Origin of the sequence: Mesorhizobium sp. WSM4306, assembly GCF_007003975.1 — a bacterium.
In the GTDB taxonomy this organism is placed as follows: domain Bacteria; phylum Pseudomonadota; class Alphaproteobacteria; order Rhizobiales; family Rhizobiaceae; genus Mesorhizobium.
This window is the reverse complement of the sequence record NZ_VFTC01000027.1, coordinates 59,662-81,856: the sequence shown is the minus strand read 5'-3', so window position 1 is coordinate 81,856 and position 22,195 is coordinate 59,662. Positions and strand designations below refer to the sequence as shown.

Sequence of the window (22,195 nt, the reverse complement as noted above, 5' to 3'; positions counted from 1 at the left end):
CCCTCGCGCAAAACGCGCAAAACTGTTCGCGATGTCCTCGCACACCTGTTCGCGATGTCCCCAGTTCAAACAAAGGGAAGAAGGGAAGACGGCACCGCTTGCTCTGTACAATAGAGGCCGCAAGAAGTACGAACGCCAAAATCTTGTTTGGCTGGCGTGGCGTCAGCCCCGGCATGTACTCCATGATGAGTCCAGGCCTCGAATTCCGAAAGAAGAACATGTCCAATTTTAGAGGTATCGTTCCTGCGCTGGCAGAGGCGCTGGAAAAACGTGGCTATGTCGAGCTGACGCCGGTGCAGAAGGCGGTGCTGGAGCTGGGCGAGGCCGACGCGCTGGTTTCGGCGCAGACCGGCTCCGGCAAGACCGTCGCTTTCGGCCTGGCTTTGGCGCCGACACTGCTGGAAGGCGCCGAGCGCTTTGGCCAGGCTGGAATGCCCCTGGCATTGGCGGTGGCGCCGACCCGCGAGCTCGCTTTGCAGGTGACGCGCGAGCTGCAATGGCTCTATGCGCCGACCGGCGCGACGGTCGCGTCCTGCGTCGGCGGCATGGATATGCGCTCCGAACGGCGCGTGCTGGAGCGCGGGGCCCATATCGTCGTCGGCACCCCCGGCCGCCTGCGCGACCACATCACACGGCAATCGCTCGACATGTCGGCGCTGAAGGCCGTGGTGCTGGACGAAGCCGACGAGATGCTCGATCTCGGCTTTCGCGAAGACCTCGAATTCATCCTCGACGCCGCGCCTGCCCAGCGCCGCACGCTGATGTTTTCGGCCACCGTGCCGCGCTCGATCGCCACACTGGCGCAGGGCTATCAGCGCGATGCCGTGCGCATCTCGGCCGGCGGCGAGGAAAAGCAGCATCTCGACATCGAGTACCGGGCGTTGAACGTCGCCTACCCCGACCGCGAGAACGCCATCATCAATGTTCTGCGCTTCTACGAGGCCAAGAACGCGCTGGTGTTCTGCAACACCCGCGCCGCCGTCAACCATCTGACCGCGCGCTTCAACAACCGCAATTTTTCGGTCGTGGCGCTGTCGGGCGAGCTCAGCCAGAACGAGCGCAGCCATGCGCTGCAGGCGATGCGAGACGGCCGCGCCAAGGTCTGCATCGCAACGGACGTCGCAGCGCGCGGCATCGACCTGCCAAATCTCGAACTGGTCATCCACGCGGATTTGCCGACCAATCCGGAAACGCTGCTGCACCGCAGCGGCCGCACCGGCCGCGCTGGTCGAAAAGGGGTAAGCGCGCTGATCGTGCCCAACAGCGCCCGTAAGCGCACCGAACGCCTGCTGCAGAATGCCGGGTTGAAGGCGACATGGGCTAGCCCGCCCTCGGCCGACGACGTGATCAAGCGCGACGACGAACGCATCCTCGCCGATCCGGCATTCGACGAGCCGGTGGCCGATGACGAGCGCGGCTTCATCGACGCGCTTCTTGCCAAGCATGGCGCCGAACAGGTGGCGGCCGCGTTCGTGCGCCAATGCCGCGCCAGTCGCTCGGCGCCCGAAGAGCTGACGGAGGTCGCACCGTTCACGCCGTCGCGTGAAAAGGGCGAAAAGTTCGAACGCCGGGATGAGGCGCCGAGCCGCCGCGACGATTTCGGCGACAGCGTCTGGTTCTCGCTATCGATCGGACGTCGGCAGAACGCCGAGCCCCGCTGGCTGATCCCGATGCTGTGCCGCACCGGCAACATCTCCAAGCGCGAGATCGGCGCCATCAAGATGCAGCAGGAGGAAACCTTCGTCCAGATCGCGGCCGACTGGGCCGACCGCTTCCTCGCGGCCATCGGCCCGGACAAGAAATTGCAGGGCAATATTGTGGTGAAGCGCCTGGACGGCACGCCGGACCTGTCGCGCGCCGGCTACCAGGCGCCCAAGCCCGACAAGAAGCCGCATCGCGGCAAGCGGCCGTTCGACCAGGCTGCGCCACAAACTGCACAAAAGCCGAAATTCGAGAAGCGCCCGACAGGCGATGCAAAGCCTTGGGCGGGCAAGCCAAAATTCGACAAGGCCGGACCGCCGAAGAACAAGAAGCCGAAGAAGCGGCCGGGCTAGTTTTCAACCAGCGGCTTCTTCATATTGCAGCCCTTGGAGGTTGGCCGAAACATACCTTCCTTCGTCATTCTATGGCGAAGCAAGGAGCGAAGCGACGCGGCGCAGACCATAGAAATCCATGCCGCGACTTCAAGGCGTTGCTACGGTACAGAATTCTGCACCGCTTGCTTCCTTCGCTGGACTCACGGCATGGATCCTCGGGTCTGCGCGTCCGCTTCGCTTCCGCTCCGCCCGTGGATGACGAAGTATGGTCGCTTGCCCGCCAATCGGAAATGACGGTCACGAGTCGCTGAGCCCTTGCGATCCGCTCCAACTTTGAACAGTCTGTGCCAACACGGGGGTGAGGCGGATGCAGGGCGAAGTTCTTCATTATGACGAGGCCCAGGGCTTCGGTTTCATCACCGGGGCGGACGGCAACCGCTACACCTTCGCGCGTGAGGATCTGCGCCGCGGTACGGCCATCGCCACGGGCGGGGTGGTCGAGTTCCTGCCGGCAAGCGGCCAGGCACGCGACGTTTTCTCGATCCGCGCCCAGACCGCCAATCCCGCCACCGCTGCTCCAGCGGCAAGCGCCGCGCCGCCCAAACCCACTGCCGCGTCAGCCGCGCCGCAGCATTTCGGCCGCCTGGCTGAAGACGGCGCCGTCCACGATAGCGGACTGCCGGGTTATTTCTGGCGGGGCGTGACTCGCAACTACATCAACTTCGCCGAGCGCGCCCGCCGCAAGGAATTCTGGGCCTACTGCCTGTTCTGGACCGTCAGCTTCATTCTGGTCGGCCTTGTCGGCGCTCTTGCCGACCAGTCGATCGGCAATTTCAACGACGGCAACGGGCCGATCGTGATGGTCGGCGTCTGGGGCCTGTTTGTGCTGGCGACGTTCCTACCCTGGCTCGGTCTCATTGTTCGCCGGCTGCACGATATCGGCCTGACCGGCTGGCTCGTCCTGCTGATTTTAGTGCCGACCTTCGGCACGCTGGCCATCATCGTGTTCGGATTGATCCCGACCCAAGGCCACGAAAACCAGTGGGGGCCTGTGCCGCATGGTGTCAGGGTTTAGAGAGTTCTTCTTAGCGCTTCGCCCGACAACCTGAGAAACACCTTCTGCCCGTGCCGTTCGGCGCCGAGCCGATCGTAGAAACGCAACGCGCCCTCGTTCCAGTCCTCGGTGGTGAGATCGATGCGGCCGATTCCTTCCCCGAGGCAATGGCTGGCGAGAAAGCCGAGCAGTGCCCGGCCGGCGCCGGCGTTGCGGGCATTCTCACGCACGAACAGGTCTTTCAGGAACATCAGGCGTTCGAGATCGATGCCGGGATGGGCGATCGCCACCGAGGCGAGGCCCGCAACCTTGCCGTCGGCGAAGGCCAGCGCGAAATGCGGATAGGCCGGGCTTTCGTCGCCGAGCCATTTACGCGCCGTGGCTGTAGCCCGGCCATGATCGAGCGGCGCCTGCCGGTAGTGCGCCGCCATCTCGCAAAGTACGGTCGCAAGCGCTTCGGCATCATCGATCGTCGCCCAGCGGACGTCGACCGCCACCGGATCAGCCAAGGAACTTGGCGATAATCGCATCGCCCATCGCGACCGTACCGACCTCGGTCATGCCTTCGGACAGGATGTCCTTGGTGCGCAGGCCGTCGTCGAGCACGGCAGCGATAGCGCCTTCGAGCTTGTCTGCCTCGGCGACCATGCCGAAGGAATAGCGCAGGCACATGGCGAAGGACGCGATCATGGCGATCGGATTGGCGATCCCCTGGCCGGCAATATCGGGCGCCGAGCCATGCACCGGCTCGTAAAGCGCCTTGCGCTTCTTGGTCTTCACGTCGGGCGCGCCGAGCGAGGCAGAGGGCAGCATGCCGATCGATCCCGTCAGCATGGCGGCAATGTCGGACAGCATGTCGCCGAACAGATTGTCGGTGACGATGACGTCGAACTGTTTTGGCCAGCGAACCAGCTGCATGCCGCCGGCATCGGCCAGCATGTGGTCAAGCTTGACGTCGGAATAGCGGGCCTTCTGCGTCTGGGTCACGACCTCGTTCCAAAGCACGCCCGATTTCATGACGTTGCGCTTTTCCATCGACGTCACGTGGTTCTTGCGCGTGCGTGCCAGCTCGAAGGCGACGCCCGAAATGCGCTCGATCTCGAACGTGTCGTAGACCTGCGTGTCGATGCCGCGCTTCTGGCCGTTGCCGAGATCGATGATCTGCTTCGGCTCGCCGAAATAGACGCCGCCGGTGAGTTCGCGCACGATCAAGATATCGAGGCCTTCGACCACTTCCTGCTTCAGCGAAGAGGATGCGGCGAGCGCCGGATAGCAGATCGCGGGGCGCAGATTGGCGAACAGCTCCATATCCTTGCGCAGCCGCAGGAGCCCGGCTTCCGGGCGCACTTCGTAAGGCACCTTGTCCCATTTCGGCCCGCCGACGGCGCCGAACAGAACTGCATCGGCCGCCATCGCCTTTGCCATGTCGGCATCGGAAATCGCCGCGCCATGCGCATCGTAGGCGCAGCCGCCGACCAGGCCTTCATCGGTGATAAAACCGCTGCCCAGCTTGGCGTTCATGGCCGCAATCAGTTTCTTCACCTCGGCCATCGCCTCGGGGCCGATACCGTCGCCGGCGAGCAGGAGAAGATTTTTCGAAGCCATCAGAACTATCCCGATACTGTTTGGAGAAGCCGCGGCCTTGCTAAACGCCAAGCGGGCTGCATGCAAGCCTGGAAGCGTGATCACCGATGCGAGAGAATATTCACCAATCTGCCGAACGGATCGCGCACATAGAAGCGCCGCACACCCCAGGGTTCGTCGGCCGGGCCGTATTCTATGGCGAAGCCGGCGGCCTTCATGGCGCCGAGCGTAGCATCGACATCATCGACCTCGATCGAGAGGTCCGGCACCGGCGTGCCGGACCCGCCTTGAGCCATGAAGCTGATCTGCACCTGCATCCGTTCGTCCGTACCGCAGGTGACGATCCAGCCCTGATCCATCAGCACGTCGAGGCCAAGCGCGTCCTGGTAGAAGCGCTTCGCCGCCGCCGCGTCCTGTGTCCCGATATTGGCGACGATGCGGCGGACGGTCATGGTTTTGGCCTCCTCATGGTGTCCGCCGCATCGCGGTAACTTCGATCTCGATCTTCATTTCCGGCTTGTTGAGCTGGCACACGATCATCGTCGCCGCCGGGCGGATGTCGCCAAGAGCCTCGCCAAGGATCGGGAAGACGACATCCACGAAGGCCTGGTCGGTGATGTAGTAATGCGCCCGCACCACATCGGCCATGTCGAAGCCGCCGTCCTTCAGCGCCTTGGCGATGGTGGCCAGGCAATTGCGCGTCTGCGCCTCGACCGTCTCCGGCATGGTCATCGTCGCATAATCGTAGCCGGTCGTTCCCGATACGAAGCACCAGTCGCCCTGAACGACTGCGCGCGAATAGCCGGCGGTTTTCTCGAAGGGCGAACCGGTGGAGATGAGTTTGCGCATGGGGATTCCTGGCTGCTGTTGCGGAGGACTTTGCAGGGAAAGAGCCGGGCGGACCATAGGCCAACTCAGATGGAGTGGCGGTGCAAAACGGCGGATCAGAAGGCCTGCCCCGCGAAAACCCTAGTTCCCCTGCGCCTTGTCAAACGCTTCCTTGATATCCGCCGGCCAGGTTTTCACGTCCGGCCACGCCTGCGGCTCGCCATCGTCGCCGCGGCGGGCGAAGTAGAGCGTGTGCTTGACCGGATCGATGGCCATGAAACCATCGCTGCCGCCGCAATCGTGCGGCACGCAGCCGGTGGCGTAGAAGGCGCCGGACGCCGTCTTTTCGGTGCCGCCGCCGACCAGCAGGCTGGTCGCCATGTCGGGCATGGTGTCGCCAAGCAGCGTCTGCGCCTCCTTGTAGACGGCCTCGTTGTGGAAGGCGTCGATGATGTTCTGGTATTTCGTGGGATCGACATCTTTCCAGTCGGTGCCGGGTTCCGGTGCGTACGTCAGGTCGCCCGAAATCGTCAGCCCTTCGCTGGGCGACCATTGCAGCGCCTGCTGCGAAGCGCCCGGCAAAAGATAGGGCACGAAATAGATGGCATTGTCGGCCACCGCCGCCGGCGGCGCGCCGCATTCGTCCTGCTCGATGGTAATGCTCTGGATCTCCCCGCCTTCCGGCTTCCAGACGATGACCGTGGCCGGGCCGCACTGGTTGCCGCCATCGCCGACATTGACCAGAGCCACGTTGACGCCGCCGACCTTGACCACCTTGTCGAAGAACACGTCGTAGTTGCTGGCCAGCTGCTTGCCGTCATAGGCCAGCACCTTCTCGCCATCCTGCTCCGGCTGGGTGATGGTCAGCTGCCCACCCTCGAACGGGATCGGCCCCTGGCTGTCATCGTCGACGAGGGCCGCATTGCTCGAAGCGCCTGGATCGACCCCGCCGGACGGATCTTCAGCCGGCACCAGCACGGGGTCGGTCTGTGCATGCGCGCCAGCCACCGGCATCAGCATCCACGCCAGCGCGCAGGCGCCGGCAAGAAGCGAACGTGTCATGACTGTCCCTCCGTTCAGCCGCCACGAACCCGGCCGGCAGCGGCCGGGCTAGAGCATGATCCCGAAAAGTGGAAACCGGTTTTCTCGGACAAAACAGGAAAACGTTTTGTCCAGAGATCATGCTCCAACAAAGAATCAGCCCGTACTGCTCAGGCCCAAGGGCGCTCGGCGGCGTTCTTCTTCTCGAACGAGGCGATGGCGCCGGCCTTTTCCATGGTCAAACCGATATCGTCGAGGCCGTTCAGCAGGCAGTGGCGCTTGAAGTCGTCGAGATCGAATTTGACCACGCCGCCATCCGGACCGCGGATTTCCTTGGCCTCGAGGTCGACCGACACCGTCGCATTGGAGCCGCGCGAGGCGTCGTCCATCAGCTTCTCCAGATCTTCCGGGCTGACGGTGATCGGCAAAATGCCGTTCTTGAAGCAGTTGTTGTAGAAAATGTCGGCGAACGAGGTGGAGATGACGCAGCGTATGCCGAAATCGAGCAGTGCCCACGGCGCATGTTCACGGCTCGAGCCGCAGCCGAAATTATCGCCGGCGACCAGGATCTGCGCCTTGCGGTAGGCCGGCTTGTTGAGCACGAAATCCGGGTTTTCCGAACCGTCATCCTTGTAGCGCATTTCGGCGAACAGGCCGCTGCCGAGCCCGGTGCGCTTGATCGTCTTGAGATAATCCTTGGGGATGATCATGTCGGTGTCGACATTGACGATCGGCATCGGTGCGGCGACGCCGGTGAGCTTGGTGAATTTGTCCATGGCTTGTGCCCGTATTTCGTTGCGGGAGATGCTGACGCACCGTTTACACAAAGCCGGAGGCAAATAAAAGGCAACTGTTCGTGCGTGCCTGGATCGAAAGATCGGCGCGGCACCATCTTCAAAACCGGCCGCCGCTGGTGCACCTTGCGCTCATGGCCACACCCTCGAAGATAATCTATGCCAGCGAGCCGAAGCTCGACGTCGCCGAGTTCCGCCACGTGCTGGTTGAATCCACGCTCGGCGAGACGCGTCCCGTCGACGACGAAGCCCGGCTGCAGGCGATGCTTTCAGGCGCGAACCTGGTGCTGACCGCGCGGCTCAATGTCGAAGGCCGACCATTGATTGGCGTGGCCCGTGCCATCACCGACTTTTCCTGGGTGTGCTATATTTCAGAGCTCGCCGTGTCCCAATCGGCGCAAGGGCTTGGCATCGGCAAAGGCCTGATGGACGAGGCGCGCCGGCAGCTTGGACCATCGGTCGCCATCAGCCTGATTTCAATGCCCGACGCCGTCGGCTTCTACGAGCGCATCGGCATGATGCGCATGCCCGACGCCTTCTGGTTCTCGCGCAAGCGCTGATCTTTGGCGTCAAGCAATCAGAACGGCCAAGTCCACGACCGGCGGGCAGGGTCAGCGCCGCCGGTCGTGCCGTAGACGCATCGGATGCCGCTTGGGGGTGCCTCCGATTCGTTGGAAAGGCCGTCCGACGCATCCGCCGGGGTGGCCGACCTGCCGTTTTTGTGAGCAGGAAACCACAGGGCGGCCGTCGTCGAATGCGTTTCGAACTTCCCTCGACTTGGGTGATGCGTATAGCGGCAAGGCTCACGCACGGTCTTGGGCAATGCGGAACGATGATTGGGGCGGGGCGGAACAAGGGGATTGGCCTTCCCTTCCCCCCTTGTGGGGGAAGGTGGATCGGCGCGAGAGCGCCGAGACGGATGAGGGGTGTTCCAGGGAACACCAACGTCTCACTCCGCTCGAGCACCCCTCATCCGTCGCCTTCGGTGACACCTTCTCCCACAAGCGGAGAAGGAAGAGGAGCCGCCCCCTCAAATCACATTCAATTCCCGAAACGCCCTGCCCTCGGCCACGCGGCTGTACCCGAACGCCGAGCAATCCACCGTCCGGTAGCCGCCATGGACGATCAGCTCGGCCAGCGCCTTGCCGACCGCCGGAGCCTGCTGCAGGCCGTGGCCCGAAAACCCATTGGCGAAGATGAAATTGTCGACCTCGGGATGCGGTCCGATCACCGCGTTCTGGTCGAGCGTGTTATAGTCGTAGTGGCCGGCCCAGGCGCGCGTCGGCTTGATCGCCTCGAAGGCAGGGATACGGGTTGCCAGCACCGGCCAGATCACCTCTTCGAACAGCGGCCAGTCGACGTCGAAATCGCTGGGATCGGCCGGGCCGTCGCCCTCTTCCTGCTCGGCGCCACCGGTGAGATAGACCGAGCCTTCCGGCCTGACATAGATGCCCGAAGGGTCGACCAGCAGCGGCATGTCGGCATATTTTTCGCGCGCCTCGAACACAAAGACGTTGCGCTTGCGCGGTTCCACCGGCAGCGCCAACCCAGCCATACCAGCCACCTTGCCGGCATTCGGCCCGGCGGCGTTGATGACGATGCCGGCATCAAGCTTTTCGCCATTGTTGAGCACTGCGCCGGTGACGTGGTTGCCCTGCCGCTCGATGCTGGTGACATCGGCGGCGATGAAATCGATCTTCTTGTCGCGCAGCGCCTTGCGGAACAGCGTCAGCATCGCATGCGCGTCGAACCAGCCCTCGCCGGTGCGGCCGAAGGCGCCGGCGCTGATGCCTTCCGTCGACAGCCAGGAAAAGCGTTTTGCCAGCTGGTCGGCATCTTCGAGCAGAATGTCAGCGCCCTCGGCGACCTGCACTTCGTGGTTGGCTTTCAGGATCGGCAGTCCGGCCTCGCCGGTCAGGATCAGATAGCCGCCTTCGCGAAAGCCGATATCGGCGTCAGCGCCAAAGGTTTCCTTCAGCCGCCGGAACAGGTTTAGCGTGAACTGCGACAGCCGGATGTTTTCCGGGATCGAGAATTGCTGGCGGATCGAGGCCATGGACAGCGTCGTGGCCGCATGGGCGAATTGCGGGTCGCGCTCGATCAGCGCGATGGAGCCGGAAAAGCCTTCCTCGCGCAGATAGTAAGCGACCGAGGAGCCGACGATGGCTCCGCCGATGATGACGATGTCGTAGCGCACTCTGTTCTCCAATCCGCCGGCCGCATCGTTCACGCGGCTGGCAAGGAAATCTCGAAGCGCGTGCCGCGCCCGGAGTCAACCAGCGCGATCGTACCATCATGCGCTTTCAGGAGGGCCAGCACGATGCCGAGGCCCATGCCGGTGCCGCCGGACTCACGCCGCGTGGTGAAGAATGGCTCGAAAATCCTGCTGCGGTTGCTCGGTGAAATGCCGGCGCCGTCGTCGCTGACCGCAACGGCCACTTTGTCTTCGGCGGCTGTCGCAGCCAGCCAAACCCGCGTCGCGCCATGCCTGGCCGAATTGTCGATGAGATTGGCAAGCACGATCGCCGCATTCTCAGCCGATATCCGCAAACCAATGCCGCCACCCGTTTCGATGCTGACCGCCAGCCTGCCATCCACCGGCAGCAGCGCCAGCGCAGCATCGAGCGATGTGCTTTCGCCGCTCGGGGCTAGGTTTTCGGCGCGCGCCAGGTCGAGCAGGCGCCGCACCAGCAGATTGAGCCTCCCGGCATCGGTGACGATGTTGCCGGAAAACCGCTTGCGCTCGGCCGCGTCCATCGCCTCGCCGGAATCGCGCAAGAGCTCGGCGGCGCCCTGGATCGCCGTCAGCGGCGATTTGAGCTCATGCGAGACATGGGTGGCAAAGGTCTGGATGCTGTCGGAGCGCGCCTGTAGCTTTTCGGCCATGTCGAGGAAGGCGGCGGACAGTTCGGCCATTTCGCGCGTGCCGTGATGGTCGAGCGGGCGGATCGCGTCGCGGTCACCGGCGGCAATGCGCCTGGTCCGCTCCATCAGCGCGTAGATCGGCCGGCTGACGGTGCGCAGGAAGACCAGGGCGATCAGCAGCGTGCCGCAAAGCATGGCGATGGCCGCCAGCGTCACCTTGCCGCGCTCGCCATAGAGGTGTTTGACGATGTTGTTCGGCGTCCGCGACAGATAGATCACGCCGGCGACCCGGCCATCGACTGCAATCGGCATGGCAACAAAAACGCGGACCTTTGTGCCGCGGCTGACCGAATAGAGCGGTGGCGGTGGCTGGTCGGGAATGCGTTGCCTCAGCACGCTGGCGTAGTGGCCGGCAAGCGCCTCGCGCACCTCCTCGACATGGGTGAGCGACAGTCCGACCTCATCGCGCCCGGCAATGACGACGCCCTTCGGGTCGAGCAACCGGAAGCCGGCCAGCGTGGTCTTTTGCGTCGTGTCGAGAAGGCCCGACAACCGCGCGCCGATCGCCGCAAAGGCCGGATCGGTGGTGGCCACGATGCCGGCGGGCCGGGTCGGCAGCAAATAGTCGGAGGCGAGATCGAGGCTGGGCTCGATCGGCTGGTAAGGCGAATCGTCGCCGCGGCTGGCATCGTCGCCCTCAACGTCGACCGGCCCGCCAAGCTTGTCCTGGGAGATGCCGGCGTCGCGGACATCCTGCGCATAGATGGCGGCAATGACGGCGCCTTGCGCGATCAGCTCGCCCTCGGTCTGGCGGATCAGCTGGTTTTCATAAAGCCGGAAGAAGAACAGCCCGACCAGCGGCAGCGCCAGCACTATGATGAGGATGGCGAGAACCACCGTGGCCAGCCTTGGCCGCCATTTGGTGCCGATCCATTTGGCGTCGCTCAGGCGCCGCATCGGCCGAGCCGGAAGCCGACCCCATGCACGGTTTCGATGGCGTCGAGGCAGCCGGCCGCCGCCAGCTTGGCGCGGATGTTGCGGATATGGCTGTCGACGGTACGGTCGGCGACATGGATGTTGGCGGCATAGGCGCTGGCCACCACCAGGTCGCGGCCCAGCACATGCGCCGGCCGTGCCAGAAACCCTTTCAGGATCGAGAATTCGATCGCCGTCAGCGCCAGTGCCTTGCCGTCGAAACTGGCGCCATGACTGGCCGGTGTCAGGCTAAGCTTGCCATGCGCAAAGGCCCTCGCGTCGGCCGGCTCCGGCACGGCGCGGGCGCGGCGCAGGATGACATTGACGCGCGCCACCAGTTCGCGCGGGCTGAACGGCTTGGTCACATAGTCGTCGCCGCCCATTTCAAGCCCGAGGATGCGGTCGATTTCCTCGTCGCGCGCTGACAGGAACAGCACTGGCACGTCGGAGCGTTGCCTGAGCCGCCGGCAGACCTCCAGCCCGTCCATCTCCGGCATGCCGATGTCGAGCACGACGAGATCGGGCTCGCGGCGTTCGATCGCCTGCAGGGCGGCTGCGCCATCGGCGACGGCCTGCGTCTTCATCCCTGCCTTTTCCAGCGCGAAGCAGATGATCTCGCGTATGTGCGGATCGTCGTCGGCGACCAGGATCTGATGCGGCATGGGTCTAGCGGTCCGGCGTGGATGGCATGGCAGGCAGCGAGGGTTGCTGTGCGGGAGGAAGCACGAGCGGGCCTCTCTTGTCGAGAACCTGCACGAGCCTCCAGCCGCGAAAGCTCCAGGCGCGCCACTTCTTTTGTTCGGCGATATAATCGTCGATCATCACCTGGTCGGCCAGATAGGTGGTTTGGTTTCCGAATTTATGCATGTAATAGCGGTCCAGCGCCGGCATGGCGACAGCGCCGAACGAGCGCAGATACTGCGTATCGAGCGGCGTGCCGGAGCCGGACATTTCAAGCGAGTGGTCGACATTGAAGTTGGCGATCGTTGCGGCGAAGTTGATGAAGCAGCAGGCATAAAGCGTCGCCGATAACGTCAGAAGATTGGCCGAGAACAGCCATTCGTTGGATTTTCGAAGCGCGATGCGGGCGATGATCAGCGCAAGCCCTGATGCCACCAGCCCCATCCAGACGAAAGCGGCGATGCGCCAGTAGGTCAGCGCATAGACGCCGACATAGAGGTCGAGCCGCAGGATCGACGAGATGACCAGCACGATGTTCTGCGCCACCAAGGTGTAGACCAGCCGGCGGATCAGCGGATCGCTTGATGTTTCGCTGCCCGGCCGCAGCGCCGCCAGCACGAAGCCGGCGGCGAGCAGTGCGGTGACGATCAGCGGATAGGCGCCGCGATGCGCATAGGCGGCATAGCTCATGCCATCGGGAAGGGCGACCCCGCCCCAGAGATAGGCGGCGTCGAGCCCGGTCTGCAGCGCAAACAGGGCGTTGAAGACGATCAGCGCGCGCAAGATGGCGCCTTTGCCGAAGACGATATCCTCGACGACATGCCGCTCCGGTTTGGCCGCCGGCTGGGCGCCGGCAAGGTTCTGCCTCGGCCGCAGGATAAGACGCCGATAGCGCGGCAGACGTGGCCGCAGCAAGGCCCAGACGCAGGCGAGCACGACCAGCCAGAAGGCAATCCGCGCCAGCTGGATGAGATCGAGGAGCTTCATCAGGTCGATCAGCGACAGCCAGTAGTCGATGACCGGATTGGCGGCGCCGAACAGCGCGAGGAAGACGGCGCCCAGCGTCAGCGGCATCACCCAGACCGCGATGGACGCGAACCGGATCCGGCGCCGGCCGAAGCGACGCGCCGTCTTGCGCCAGCGGATGAAATCCCGGATGAACCGCAGTGGCACCGCCAGCAGGAACAGCGCGATCTGGCCCGCAATGCGGGCGATGCGGTGTTGCAACCGCCCGGCCAGCGACAATGCAAACACCACCATGGCCACGAGCGCGACCGAGACCGACAGCGCGCTGACGTTTTCGGCCAGCGGCAGCAGCGCGACCAACAGGCAGGCCGGCTTGAGCCACGGCATTGGGGAATTAAGGAACGAGGGATGCACGGCTACAACCGCCCCGGCCGTCACGATGGCGAACAACAGGAGGGTGATGCCGATGGGCTGGTCGTAGAAGAAAAAATCCGCCAGCGCGACGAGCAGGACGGCGATGCAGAAGCGGCTGGCGAACGATGTCATGCGCGGACTTTCCTGATGGGCTGGATCCGGCCGACCGGCGGATGCCTGGGGATAAAAGGGAGCAGGCTTGCCTCCGGGTGATGGCGGGCCTCCGGCCACGGCGGATCGACCAGCCACCAGCTTTCGCTGCGCAGGCGGTAGGGCAGGGACCAATGGTGGATGTTTCGCTGTTGCATGCCGCTGTTGTCGCGGGCTCGCATGAAAACGCCGAGGCGGAGCGGAGGAGGTTTTCCGCAGAGACGTGCAGTTTTTGTGCAGGCCTCGGGCTCGAGCTTTCCGGCGTTTGCGCTGCCCCTCATCTGCCTGCCGGCATCTTCTCCCCGTTGAACGGGGAGAAGGGGCTGGCCGCAATGGCGGCGTTCAACTTTGGTGATTGGCGAAATCAGCGATGAGAGCCTCCCTCGCCCCGTTTACGGGGAGAGGATGCCGGCAGGCAGGTGAGGGGCAGCGCTGACTTCGACCATTGGCGTGGGCTGGAACCCGGCCCCTTGCCTCACCCGTCCCCAGGCGGCATAGATCGGCCATGACAAGCGAACCCTACCGCCCGCGCCGCTCTGTACTCTACGTCCCCGCCTCCAACGACAAGGCGTTGGCCAAGATCGCGACGCTTACCTGCGATGCCGTGATCATCGACCTCGAAGACGCCGTCGCTCCCGCCGACAAGGTCGCGGCGCGCGAAAAGCTGGCCGGCTTTTTCGCCAGCCGGCCGAAGCGGCGCTGCGAGATGATCGTGCGCGTCAACGCGCTGTCCAGCGACTGGGGCACTGATGATTTGCTGGCCGCGGCGAAATTCGAGCCCGACGGCATCCTGCTGTCCAAGGTCGCCACGCCGCGCGACATCCTCGAAGTCGGCGACGTGCTCGACGACAATTTTGCCCCCGACAGCGTCAAACTCTGGGCGATGATCGAGACGCCCAAGGCCATGCTCAACATCGGCGCCATTGCCGAACTCGGCCGCGATCCGGCCTCGCGCCTCAATTGTTTCGTTGCCGGAACGAACGATCTGGTCAAGGAGACCGGCATTCTGGCGACGCCCGACCGGCGCTACCTCGTGCCATGGCTGATGCAAATGGTGCTGGCCGCCCGCGCCGGCGGCATCGACATGCTGGACGGCGTCTCCAACGATTTTCGCGACCTCGATGCTTTTGCGCGCGAGTGCACGGAAGCCGCCGCCATGGGGTTCGACGGCAAGACGCTGATCCACCCGGCCCAGATCGACGGGGCGAACCGCGCCTTCGCGCCAGCGTCCGAAGCCCTGGCCGAGGCGCGCGCGGTGAAAGATGCCTTCGCCTTACCGGAAAATTCCGGCAAGGGCGTGATTGCGCTGAACGGCAGGATGGTCGAACGGCTGCATCTGGCGCAGGCCGAAAAACTGCTGGCGAAGGCCGCCGCCATCGGCGCACGATTGCCGAAGCCGGCTTCGAAAAAGATCCCGCCCCGACAAGACAAACTCACGACAGGACTTGAACCATGAGACTCTACCGCTTTTTATCCGCGCCCGACGATTCAACCTTTTGCCACAAGGTGACCGCGGCGCTGAACAAGGGCTGGCACCTGTACGGCTCGCCGACCTACGCCTACGACAAGAAAACCAAATCGATGCGCTGTGGCCAGTCGGTCGTGAAGGATGTCGACGGCCAGGAATACGGCCCGGATACGAAGCTGAGCGATTGGTAGGCGCCAGCCGGTCAACTAGATAGGACTAGTGCATGTCGCCCAGAAGTGTACTGCGGTTCTGGGACAACGACATGCATCAAAACAAAGACTTAAAGCGCGTCGCTTGAATCCGTTTCAGCGCGACGCGCTTTAGGCGGCCTCGGCGATATCAAGACGCACGGTAAGTCCGGCCTGCGTGGCCAGGTTGATCAAGGTGTCGAGGCTGAAATTTGCGATCCTTCCTCGCAGAAGGTCGCTGAGGCGTGGCTGGGTAATCCCGAGCCGGTTGGCTGCTTCGGCCTGGGTAATGTCCCAACTCCGCACCCGCTGTTCGATCGCGATCAGCAAGCTGGAGCGCATGGTCATGTTGGCGGCCTCGGCCACAGTATCTTCCAGCGCGTCCCAGACATTTTTAAAACTCTGGCGTTCCATGGTCATATGCCTCACTGAATTTGCTTGAACCGCGACGCGGCAAGATCCAGGTCTCGTTCGCCGTCTGTTGCGTCTTCTTCTGGAAGGCGTGCAGCACATAAACGGCGTCACCTATGCTTGCGACGTAAAGCACCCGGAACGCGCCGGCATCGTCACGCACGCGGATTTCCCGCACGCCGGGGCCTATCGTCGTCATCGGCTTCCAGTCGCTGGGCTCAAATCCAAGTTGAACCTTGTGCAACTGAACGCCCGTTTCCTTGCGCGCCGGCTCTGGGAAAGCCCGGAGCTTGGCAAGAGAATCTCCTAGAAACTCCAGTCGCTTCGTCGGCAGCCGACAGAGTGGATAGGCGGACGGACGCGGTTTGCGGAATCAGCAAAGCGCAGATGCAGACTACTCCGCCGCCTCTTCAATCTTCTCCATATCATCGTCCGACAGGCCGAAATGGTGGCCGATCTCGTGGATCAGCACGTGGGTGACGATGTCGCCCAGCGTCTCTTCGTTCTCGGCCCAGTAGTCGAGGATGGCGCGACGGTAGAGGGTGATGCGGTTCGGGCCTTCGCCGGTCTGCGGGTTCCAGCGCTCGGCGATGCCGCGGCCCTCGAACAGGCCGAGCAGGTCGAACGGCGTCTCCAGCGACAGATCGTCCATGATCTCGTCGGTCGGGAACTCTGCGATCATGATGACGATCTCGCCGGTCAGCTTGCGAAAATCGTCCGGCAGATGCGCGTACGCCTCCAGCGCCAGAAACTCCATTTCCTCGATCGAGGGCGAGAGTTCGTCGTGCCAGGTGCGGGTCTTGTAGATGCGGGCCATGCGTTGTCCTTTGATCCCGGCATATAGGCTTTCGCACCGGACTCGGCAATGAAGCGGCAATTCCATGGCGTCAATGGCTATCGAGGAATAAATTCCTTCTGTCTCCGCTTGACTCTTGGGGCACCCTCTGGAATCTATAGGAACATAACAGGAACAATTGTGAGAGAAACTGACCGTCATGGCGACATCAGCTGTGGCGCGGGAGACTGTTTTTGCCCTGCGCCGCCAGATCGCGAAGATCGAGGGAACGCTGCCCGAGCGCCTGGCCGCGCCGGCTGGCGAGCGGCCTCGTGCGCGCCCTGACAGCCCTATCGGCGGTACGCCCGAACCCACGCCTGATATCACCATCATCCGGCGCGGCCTTGCCGTGGCGTCGCCGGATGCCTTCCTGCCCACCGGCGTCGAGCGCCTCGATGCCGCGCTGAGCGGCGGCCTGCCGAAAGCCGCGCTGACTGAAATCCACGGCCTCGAGACCCGCAACGCCGGGGCCGTCGCCGGCTTTGTGCTGTCGCTGGTCAGCCTGATCCTCAGGGGGCAGAACCTGCCCGTGCTGTGGATCGGCACGTCGGAGATTTTTCGCGAGGCCGGCTTTCCCTATGCCAGGGGATTGCAGGGCCTGTTCGGCATCGCGCCGAAGCAATTGCTGTTTTCCGAGGCGGCGAAACTCACCGATGCGCTGTGGGTGGCCGAGGAAGCCGCGAAGATGACCGCGCTGGCCGCAATCATCCTCGAAATCCGCGGCAGCCCGCAGCGGCTCGACCTCACCGCGACGCGCCGGCTGCACGCCCGCGCGCAAAGCGCCGGCCGGCCGGTATTTCTGCTGCGCCAGGCCGGCGAGGCCGAGCCAACGGCGGCACCCGTACGCCTTATCGTGTCGGCCGCAGCGGCTGCAAGCCGCCGGACCATCGCCGGGCCGCTCGCCGGCTCGATCGGCCGCCCCGCCTTCACCGTCAGCATCGGCAAGAGCCGCAGCGCTCTGCCTGGACAATTCACACTGGAGTGGAACCCCGATGAACACAGTTTCGAAGAAAGACGGGAAGAACGGCCAGAGAATTCTGTCGCTGTGGTTTCCGCATCTCGGAGCAGAGCGGATCCTGCGCCAGCGCCTGGGACGGTCGTGGCGTTCCCGGCCGTCGGATCATTTGCCTCTGGTGATCAGCCATCGCGACCGCAACGCCCAGCGCATATCGGCCCTCGACGAGCGGGCTGAGGCGCTGCATCTGAAGCACGGCATGGGCATTGCCGACGCGCGCGCCATGCATCCGTCGATCGACGTCGTCGAGGCCGATCCGGAAGCCGACCGAAGGCTGCTCGAAGGCCTCGCCGACTGGTGCGATCGCTACACGCCGCTGGTGGCGCTCGACGGCGCCGACGGGCTTTATCTCGACGTCACCGGCTGCACGCATCTGTTCGGCGGCGAGCGCGCCATGCTGGATGATATTCTTGCGCGCTTTTTCCAGCAGGGTTTCGATGTTCGCGCCGGGCTTGCCGCGACGCCGGGCGCGGCCTGGGCGGCAGCGCGCTTCTGTGGCGACCGCATCGTTGTCTCAGGCGAGGAGGAAGCGCTGCTTGCCCCTTTGCCGCTGGCCGCCTTGCGCATCGAGCCGGATATCCGCACCAGCCTGGAAAGCGTCGGCTTGCGAACCGCGGGCGCAGTCATGGCCGCACCGCGAGCACCGCTTGCCCGTCGCTTCGGCTCTACCTTGCTGTTGCGGCTAGACCAGGCGCTCGGCCGCCTCGACGAGGCGGTGTCGCCGCGCCTGCCGGTGGCGCCGCTTTCGGTCGAGCGCCACCTCGCCGAGCCGGTTGTGCTCACCGCCGAGATCGAGCGGCTGGTGGAAATGCTGGCGGTGACCCTGAAGGTCGACCTCGAGCGCCGCGGCGAAGGCGCCAGGATGCTGGCGCTGCTGTTGTTTCGCGTCGACGGCGCCGTCAGCCGCATCGCCGTCGGCACGTCACGGCCCCTGCGCGAGCCGAAGCTGATCCAGCGCCTGTTCCACGAGCGGCTGGCCGCACTCGAGCAGGACATCGATGCCGGCTACGGCTTCGACCTGGTGCGGCTTTCCGTGCTGGCCGCCGCTGCCTTCGACATGCAGCAGGCCGACCTGACCGGCGAAGCGCAAGATGACGGCGCCGACATCGCGCTGTTTGCCGACCGCATCCGCGCCCGGCTCGGCGACAATGCTGTGCTGAAAGCGATCGCCGTCGAAAGCCATCTGCCGGAACGCGCCGTCGCCACCATCCCCTTCTCGGAGGCGCCGCAACGGACCACGCCGCCGAAAAGGCCGGACCGGAAAGACGCACCGCCAACAACCACCTTCCCGCCGGAGCGGCCGATCCGGCTGTTCCGTTCGCCCGAGCCGATCGAGGTGCCGGCGACCGAAATGCCGGAGGGACCGCCGATGAATTTCCGCTGGCGCCGCGCGCTCTACCGCGTCGCCCGCGCCGAAGGGCCGGAGCGCATCGCGCCGGAATGGTGGCGACAAGGCGAGGAAGACGCACCGACCCGCGATTATTTCCGCATCGAGGATGCAGAGGGCCGACGATATTGGCTCTACCGCCAGGGGCTCTACGGCGCCGGCCAGCCTTCGCCGCGCTGGTTCATGCATGGGGTCTTCGCATGAACGCGCTGACCGTCATCCCCTATGCCGAATTCGGCATCCAGTCGAATTTCTCCTTCCTGCGCGGCGCCTCCAAGCCGGAGGAGTTGGTGGTCGCGTCCAAATTCCTTGGCTTCTCCTCGATCGGGCTGGCCGACCGCAACACCGTCGCGGGCGTCGTGCGCGCCTGGCAGCAGGCCAAGGTCGAGAAGCTCGCCTATCACCCCGGCTGCCGGCTGGTGTTTGGCGACGGCACGCCGGACATTCTCGCCTATCCGCAGAACCGCAAGGGCTGGGGCCATCTCTGCCGCATGCTGACGCAGGCCAATCTGCGCGACGAAAACGAGAAAGGTGCAACTCTTCTCCAGCGCGGCGACCTGCTCGAATGGGGCGATCTGCTGTCGCTGGCGGTGCTGCCCGATCTCTCGGCTAATGCGGATGATCCCCTGGCAGTGATCCATCAGCTGAAGGATCGTTTCGGCGCAAATCTGCGGCTTGGCGTGGCGCCGGATTATCGCGGCAATGACCGTTTCCGCATCGAACAGGCCGCCGCCATGGCCGAAGCCGCCGGCGTGAAGCTGATGGCGACCAACGACGTGCTCTATCACAGCGCCGAGCGGCGCTCGCTGCAGGATGTGCTTACCGCCATCCGCCTCAATGTGCCGGTCGCCGAGATCGGGCTGGAGCTGACGGCCAATGCCGAGCGCCATCTGAAGCCGCCGCTGGAAATGGCGCGTCTCTTCCGCCGTCATCCGCAGGCGCTGGCCGAGACGCTGCGCTTCGCCGGAGAGCTGACCTTCTCGCTTGGCGATCTCCAATACAATTATCCCGACGAGCCGACGCAATCGGGCCTCGGGCCGCAGGCCGAGCTCGAGCGTCTGGCCAGGGAGGGGGCCGCCACGCGCTATCCGGCGGGCGTCCCCGCTTCCGTCACCCAACGCATCGGCGAAGAGCTCGCTTTGATCGAGCGCCTGAACTATGCGCGCTACTTCCTCACCGTCTACGACATCGTCCAGTTCGCCCGCAACGAGGGCATTCTGTGCCAGGGCAGAGGCTCCGCCGCCAATTCGATCGTCTGCTTCTGCATCGGCATCACCGAAGTCGGCCCCGAGCGCATCGACACGCTGTTCGAGCGTTTCATTTCCGAGGAGCGCAACGAGCCGCCCGACATCGACGTCGACTTCGAGCATGAGCAGCGCGAGGAGGTGATCCAGTACATCTACTCCAAATACAGCGCCAAGCGCACCGCGCTGGCGGCGGCCGTCATCAGCTATCGCGGCCGCTCGGCATTGCGCGAGGTGGCGAAAGCAATGGGCCTGTCGGACGATGTCCGCACAGCGCTCTCCAGTTCGATCTGGGGCTGGTCGACCTCGGAGCTCGGCGAGAAGGAGGCGCATGCCGGCGGCCTCGACCGCAGCGAAACCTCGACCCGGCATGTGCTCGCCCACGCCAACGAGATCATGGGCTTTCCCCGGCATCTGTCGCAGCATGTCGGCGGCTTCGTCATCACCAGGGACCGGCTCGACGAGATCGTGCCTATCGTCAAGACGGCGATGGAGGCGCGCAAGATGGTCGAATGGGACAAGGACGATCTCGACGCGGTCAAGATTTTGAAGGTCGACGTGCTGGCGCTCGGCATGCTGACCTGCCTGAAACGCGCCTTCACCTTGCTCACCGAGCATTATCCGGATGCGCGCGATGAGTTTGGCAGGCCCTATGTGCTGGGCAGCCTCCCGCCTGAGGACAGGCATGTCTACGACATGATCTGCCGAGCCGACACGCTTGGCGTCTTCCAGATCGAATCGCGCGCCCAGATGTCGATGCTGCCAAGGCTCAAACCAAAGGATTTCTACGACCTCGTCATCGAGGTGGCGATCGTGCGGCCAGGTCCCATCCAGGGTGACATGGTGCACCCTTATCTTCGCCGCCGGCAAGGTAAGGAGAAAGCCGAGTATCAAAAGCCGGAGCTGGAGGCGATCCTCAAGAAGACGCTGGGCGTGCCGCTGTTCCAGGAGCAGGCGATGAAGATCGCCATCGTCGCCGGCGGCTTCAAGCCGGGCGAGGCCGACGAATTGCGCCGCGCCATGGCCACCTTCAAGCGCACCGGCACCATCGGCAATTACCGCCAGCGCATGATCGACGGCATGGTCGGCAAGGGATACACCAAGGACTTCGCCGAGCGCTGCTTCAAGCAGATTGAAGGCTTCGGCGAATACGGCTTTCCCGAAAGCCACGCCGCCTCCTTCGCGCTGCTCGTCTATGCCTCCTGCTGGTTCAAGACCTTCTATCCCGACGTGTTCTGCGCCGCGATCCTGAACTCGCAGCCCATGGGGTTTTACCAGCCGGCCCAGCTGGTGCGCGACGCGCGCGACCATGGCGTCGACATCCGCGACGTCGACGTCAATTTCTCCGTCTGGGACTGTACCTTGGAAGAGGCGCCTTTCGACCCGGCCCTCATCCTCCCGCGCCATGCCCAGATGCGCGGTGTGATCGAGACAAAGCACGCCGTTCGGCTCGGCTTCAGGCAGATCAAGGGGCTTTCCAAGGATCGCATGGAGGCTTTTGTGGCGCGACGCGGTTCGGGCTACGAATCCGTGCGGGATGTCTGGCTGCGCTCGGGCCTCGATGTCGACGACATCGAAAGGCTGGCGCAGGCCGACGCCTTCCGGTCGCTCGGCCTCGACCGCCGCGCAGCCCTTTGGGAGGTGCGCGCGCTGGACGGCAAGAGTGCGGCCGAAAGGCTGCCGCTGTTCGACCAGTCGGCGATCCGGCTGCGCGAGCTCGAGCCCGAGACGAAACTGCCGACAATGCCGCTCGGCGAACATGTCATCCACGACTATCGCGCGCTCGGCCTGTCGCTGAAGGCGCATCCGGTCGCCTTCCTGCGCGAGCGGCTCGACCGCGCCGGCGTCATCCCCAATGCCAACCTTGGCTCGGTTCGCGACGGCAGGCGGGTGTCCGTCGCCGGACTGGTCCTGGTGCGCCAGCGCCCAGGCAAGGGCAATGCGATCTTCCTGACGCTGGAGGACGACAAGGCGGTCGCCAATGTCATTTTCTGGGAAAGGACGTTTACCCGCTTCCGCCCCATCGTCATGGGCGCCCGCTTCGTCAAGGTCACCGGCAAGCTGCAGTCGGAATCGGATGTCATCCACATCGTCGCCGAAAAGATCGAGGATTTGACGCCATGGCTGACGGTGCTGTTGGAAGAGATGACGCCGGCTGTGCCGGCCCGTCCGGACATTGCGGCACTCGCGGACAAAGCAGAGAGGGTCATGCCCAAGGGCCGCAATTTCCAGTAGGGCTTGGCGGAGACGCCCATCGAA

Annotated in this window: 22 protein-coding genes and 1 pseudogene; 9 read left to right on the top strand and 14 right to left on the bottom strand. The window is 64.3% G+C overall.

The window, feature by feature from the left end; translation table 11 throughout:
* Positions 1 to 184 (bottom strand): hypothetical protein (locus FJV77_RS32685; RefSeq protein ID WP_210246570.1); only part of this gene is annotated, 184 nt, incomplete at its 3' end.
* A gap of 34 nt (positions 185 to 218) precedes the next feature.
* Here FJV77_RS32685 and FJV77_RS25865 point away from each other — a divergent pair.
* Positions 219 to 2,054, top strand: coding sequence for a DEAD/DEAH box helicase (locus FJV77_RS25865; protein ID WP_142869417.1), 1,836 nt, complete (start codon positions 219 to 221; stop codon positions 2,052 to 2,054).
* A 349-nt stretch (positions 2,055 to 2,403) separates the two neighbouring features.
* Positions 2,404 to 3,111: a DUF805 domain-containing protein gene (locus tag FJV77_RS25860; protein WP_142869416.1), complete on the top strand. Its 708-nt coding sequence runs from the start codon at positions 2,404 to 2,406 to the stop codon at positions 3,109 to 3,111.
* Here the strand turns inward: FJV77_RS25860 and FJV77_RS25855 are convergent.
* The 6 genes from FJV77_RS25855 to leuD form a co-directional block, all read right to left on the bottom strand.
* Complete coding sequence (locus tag FJV77_RS25855; RefSeq protein WP_142869415.1) at positions 3,108 to 3,587, bottom strand: GNAT family N-acetyltransferase; 480 nt, start codon at positions 3,585 to 3,587, stop codon at positions 3,108 to 3,110. The two genes, FJV77_RS25860 and FJV77_RS25855, sit on opposite strands and share 4 nt — an antisense overlap.
* 4 nt (positions 3,588 to 3,591) lie before the next feature.
* Positions 3,592 to 4,695 (bottom strand): 3-isopropylmalate dehydrogenase, encoded by a 1,104-nt coding sequence (gene leuB / locus FJV77_RS25850; RefSeq protein ID WP_142869414.1) that lies wholly within the window; start codon positions 4,693 to 4,695, stop codon positions 3,592 to 3,594.
* 80 nt (positions 4,696 to 4,775) lie between these two features.
* A complete protein-coding gene (locus FJV77_RS25845; RefSeq protein ID WP_142869413.1) occupies positions 4,776 to 5,126 on the bottom strand; it encodes a VOC family protein in 351 nt (116 codons plus the stop codon).
* Between the two features lie 13 nt (positions 5,127 to 5,139).
* Complete coding sequence (locus tag FJV77_RS25840) at positions 5,140 to 5,523, bottom strand: RidA family protein (protein WP_142869412.1); 384 nt, start codon at positions 5,521 to 5,523, stop codon at positions 5,140 to 5,142.
* Between the two features lie 120 nt (positions 5,524 to 5,643).
* Entirely contained in the window at positions 5,644 to 6,564 is a 921-nt protein-coding gene (locus FJV77_RS25835) for a hypothetical protein (RefSeq protein ID WP_142869411.1), read from the bottom strand.
* Between the two features lie 149 nt (positions 6,565 to 6,713).
* Positions 6,714 to 7,319: a 3-isopropylmalate dehydratase small subunit gene (gene leuD / locus FJV77_RS25830; protein WP_112560146.1), complete on the bottom strand. Its 606-nt coding sequence runs from the start codon at positions 7,317 to 7,319 to the stop codon at positions 6,714 to 6,716.
* Between the two features lie 152 nt (positions 7,320 to 7,471).
* Here leuD and FJV77_RS25825 point away from each other — a divergent pair, with 152 nt between their 5' ends.
* Positions 7,472 to 7,897, top strand: coding sequence for a GNAT family N-acetyltransferase (locus FJV77_RS25825; protein ID WP_142869410.1), 426 nt, complete (start codon positions 7,472 to 7,474; stop codon positions 7,895 to 7,897).
* Between the two features lie 470 nt (positions 7,898 to 8,367).
* On the opposite strand, the gene FJV77_RS25820 is transcribed toward FJV77_RS25825, so the two are convergent.
* The 4 genes from FJV77_RS25820 to FJV77_RS25805 are packed head-to-tail and all read right to left on the bottom strand — an operon-like array spanning position 8,368 to position 13,370.
* A complete protein-coding gene (locus FJV77_RS25820; RefSeq protein ID WP_142869409.1) occupies positions 8,368 to 9,534 on the bottom strand; it encodes an FAD-binding oxidoreductase in 1,167 nt (388 codons plus the stop codon).
* A 29-nt stretch (positions 9,535 to 9,563) separates the two neighbouring features.
* Complete coding sequence (locus FJV77_RS25815; RefSeq protein WP_142869408.1) at positions 9,564 to 11,159, bottom strand: ATP-binding protein; 1,596 nt, start codon at positions 11,157 to 11,159, stop codon at positions 9,564 to 9,566.
* Entirely contained in the window at positions 11,147 to 11,839 is a 693-nt protein-coding gene (locus FJV77_RS25810) for a response regulator transcription factor (RefSeq protein WP_142869407.1), read from the bottom strand. Before FJV77_RS25810 ends, FJV77_RS25815 begins: the two co-directional genes overlap by 13 nt.
* A gap of 4 nt (positions 11,840 to 11,843) precedes the next feature.
* Positions 11,844 to 13,370, bottom strand: a complete 1,527-nt coding sequence (locus tag FJV77_RS25805) for a DUF4173 domain-containing protein (RefSeq protein WP_142869406.1) — start codon at positions 13,368 to 13,370, stop codon at positions 11,844 to 11,846.
* A gap of 152 nt (positions 13,371 to 13,522) precedes the next feature.
* Here FJV77_RS25805 and FJV77_RS32495 point away from each other — a divergent pair, with 152 nt between their 5' ends.
* The 3 genes from FJV77_RS32495 (at position 13,523) to FJV77_RS25790 (ending at position 15,047) form a co-directional block, all read left to right on the top strand.
* Positions 13,523 to 13,762, top strand: a complete 240-nt coding sequence (locus tag FJV77_RS32495) for a hypothetical protein (protein WP_185970429.1) — start codon at positions 13,523 to 13,525, stop codon at positions 13,760 to 13,762.
* A 131-nt stretch (positions 13,763 to 13,893) separates the two neighbouring features.
* Positions 13,894 to 14,844, top strand: a complete 951-nt coding sequence (locus FJV77_RS25795; RefSeq protein ID WP_142869405.1) for a CoA ester lyase — start codon at positions 13,894 to 13,896, stop codon at positions 14,842 to 14,844.
* Positions 14,841 to 15,047 (top strand): DUF1737 domain-containing protein, encoded by a 207-nt coding sequence (locus tag FJV77_RS25790; protein WP_142869404.1) that lies wholly within the window; start codon positions 14,841 to 14,843, stop codon positions 15,045 to 15,047. The genes FJV77_RS25795 and FJV77_RS25790 overlap by 4 nt, the downstream gene beginning before the upstream one ends.
* Positions 15,048 to 15,176: 129 nt before the next feature.
* Here the strand turns inward: FJV77_RS25790 and FJV77_RS25785 are convergent, their stop codons facing one another.
* From FJV77_RS25785 to FJV77_RS25775, 3 genes and pseudogenes are all read right to left on the bottom strand, one after another.
* Entirely contained in the window at positions 15,177 to 15,458 is a 282-nt protein-coding gene (locus tag FJV77_RS25785) for an XRE family transcriptional regulator (protein WP_142869421.1), read from the bottom strand.
* 11 nt (positions 15,459 to 15,469) lie between these two features.
* A pseudogene (locus FJV77_RS25780) lies at positions 15,470 to 15,789 on the bottom strand (type II toxin-antitoxin system RelE/ParE family toxin).
* Between the two features lie 60 nt (positions 15,790 to 15,849).
* Positions 15,850 to 16,272: a metallopeptidase family protein gene (locus FJV77_RS25775; RefSeq protein ID WP_023702572.1), complete on the bottom strand. Its 423-nt coding sequence runs from the start codon at positions 16,270 to 16,272 to the stop codon at positions 15,850 to 15,852.
* Between the two features lie 178 nt (positions 16,273 to 16,450).
* Between FJV77_RS25775 and FJV77_RS33080 the strand changes: the two genes are divergently transcribed.
* From FJV77_RS33080 to FJV77_RS25760, 3 genes are read left to right on the top strand one after another with little or no spacing between them, the layout of a single operon-like run.
* On the top strand, positions 16,451 to 17,482 hold the full coding sequence (locus FJV77_RS33080) for a hypothetical protein (protein ID WP_142869403.1): 1,032 nt from the start codon (positions 16,451 to 16,453) through the stop codon (positions 17,480 to 17,482).
* Positions 17,424 to 18,896, top strand: coding sequence for a DUF6504 family protein (locus FJV77_RS25765; protein WP_142869402.1), 1,473 nt, complete (start codon positions 17,424 to 17,426; stop codon positions 18,894 to 18,896). The genes FJV77_RS33080 and FJV77_RS25765 overlap by 59 nt, the downstream gene beginning before the upstream one ends.
* The gene (locus FJV77_RS25760) at positions 18,893 to 22,171 is read left to right on the top strand and encodes an error-prone DNA polymerase (protein WP_142869401.1); all 3,279 of its coding nucleotides are present in this window, start codon (positions 18,893 to 18,895) and stop codon (positions 22,169 to 22,171) included. The genes FJV77_RS25765 and FJV77_RS25760 overlap by 4 nt, the downstream gene beginning before the upstream one ends.
* Positions 22,172 to 22,195: the final 24 nt, after the last annotated feature.

Bases quoted from the DNA above. Each gene is read 5' to 3' on its own strand.
- FJV77_RS25865 (WP_142869417.1), top strand. From the start codon at position 219: ATGTCCAATTTTAGAGGTATCGTTCCTGCGCTGGCAGAGGCGCTGGAA.
- FJV77_RS25860 (WP_142869416.1), top strand. From the start codon at position 2,404: ATGCAGGGCGAAGTTCTTCATTATGACGAGGCCCAGGGCTTCGGTTTC.
- leuB (WP_142869414.1), bottom strand. From the start codon at position 4,695: ATGGCTTCGAAAAATCTTCTCCTGCTCGCCGGCGACGGTATCGGCCCC.
- FJV77_RS25845 (WP_142869413.1), bottom strand. From the start codon at position 5,126: ATGACCGTCCGCCGCATCGTCGCCAATATCGGGACACAGGACGCGGCG.
- FJV77_RS25840 (WP_142869412.1), bottom strand. From the start codon at position 5,523: ATGCGCAAACTCATCTCCACCGGTTCGCCCTTCGAGAAAACCGCCGGC.
- FJV77_RS25835 (WP_142869411.1), bottom strand. From the start codon at position 6,564: ATGACACGTTCGCTTCTTGCCGGCGCCTGCGCGCTGGCGTGGATGCTG.
- leuD (WP_112560146.1), bottom strand. From the start codon at position 7,319: ATGGACAAATTCACCAAGCTCACCGGCGTCGCCGCACCGATGCCGATC.
- FJV77_RS25825 (WP_142869410.1), top strand. From the start codon at position 7,472: ATGGCCACACCCTCGAAGATAATCTATGCCAGCGAGCCGAAGCTCGAC.
- FJV77_RS25815 (WP_142869408.1), bottom strand. From the start codon at position 11,159: ATGCGGCGCCTGAGCGACGCCAAATGGATCGGCACCAAATGGCGGCCA.
- FJV77_RS25810 (WP_142869407.1), bottom strand. From the start codon at position 11,839: ATGCCGCATCAGATCCTGGTCGCCGACGACGATCCGCACATACGCGAG.
- FJV77_RS25805 (WP_142869406.1), bottom strand. From the start codon at position 13,370: ATGACATCGTTCGCCAGCCGCTTCTGCATCGCCGTCCTGCTCGTCGCG.
- FJV77_RS32495 (WP_185970429.1), top strand. From the start codon at position 13,523: ATGGTGGATGTTTCGCTGTTGCATGCCGCTGTTGTCGCGGGCTCGCAT.
- FJV77_RS25795 (WP_142869405.1), top strand. From the start codon at position 13,894: ATGACAAGCGAACCCTACCGCCCGCGCCGCTCTGTACTCTACGTCCCC.
- FJV77_RS25790 (WP_142869404.1), top strand. From the start codon at position 14,841: ATGAGACTCTACCGCTTTTTATCCGCGCCCGACGATTCAACCTTTTGC.
- FJV77_RS25785 (WP_142869421.1), bottom strand. From the start codon at position 15,458: ATGGAACGCCAGAGTTTTAAAAATGTCTGGGACGCGCTGGAAGATACT.
- FJV77_RS25775 (WP_023702572.1), bottom strand. From the start codon at position 16,272: ATGGCCCGCATCTACAAGACCCGCACCTGGCACGACGAACTCTCGCCC.
- FJV77_RS33080 (WP_142869403.1), top strand. From the start codon at position 16,451: ATGGCGACATCAGCTGTGGCGCGGGAGACTGTTTTTGCCCTGCGCCGC.
- FJV77_RS25760 (WP_142869401.1), top strand. From the start codon at position 18,893: ATGAACGCGCTGACCGTCATCCCCTATGCCGAATTCGGCATCCAGTCG.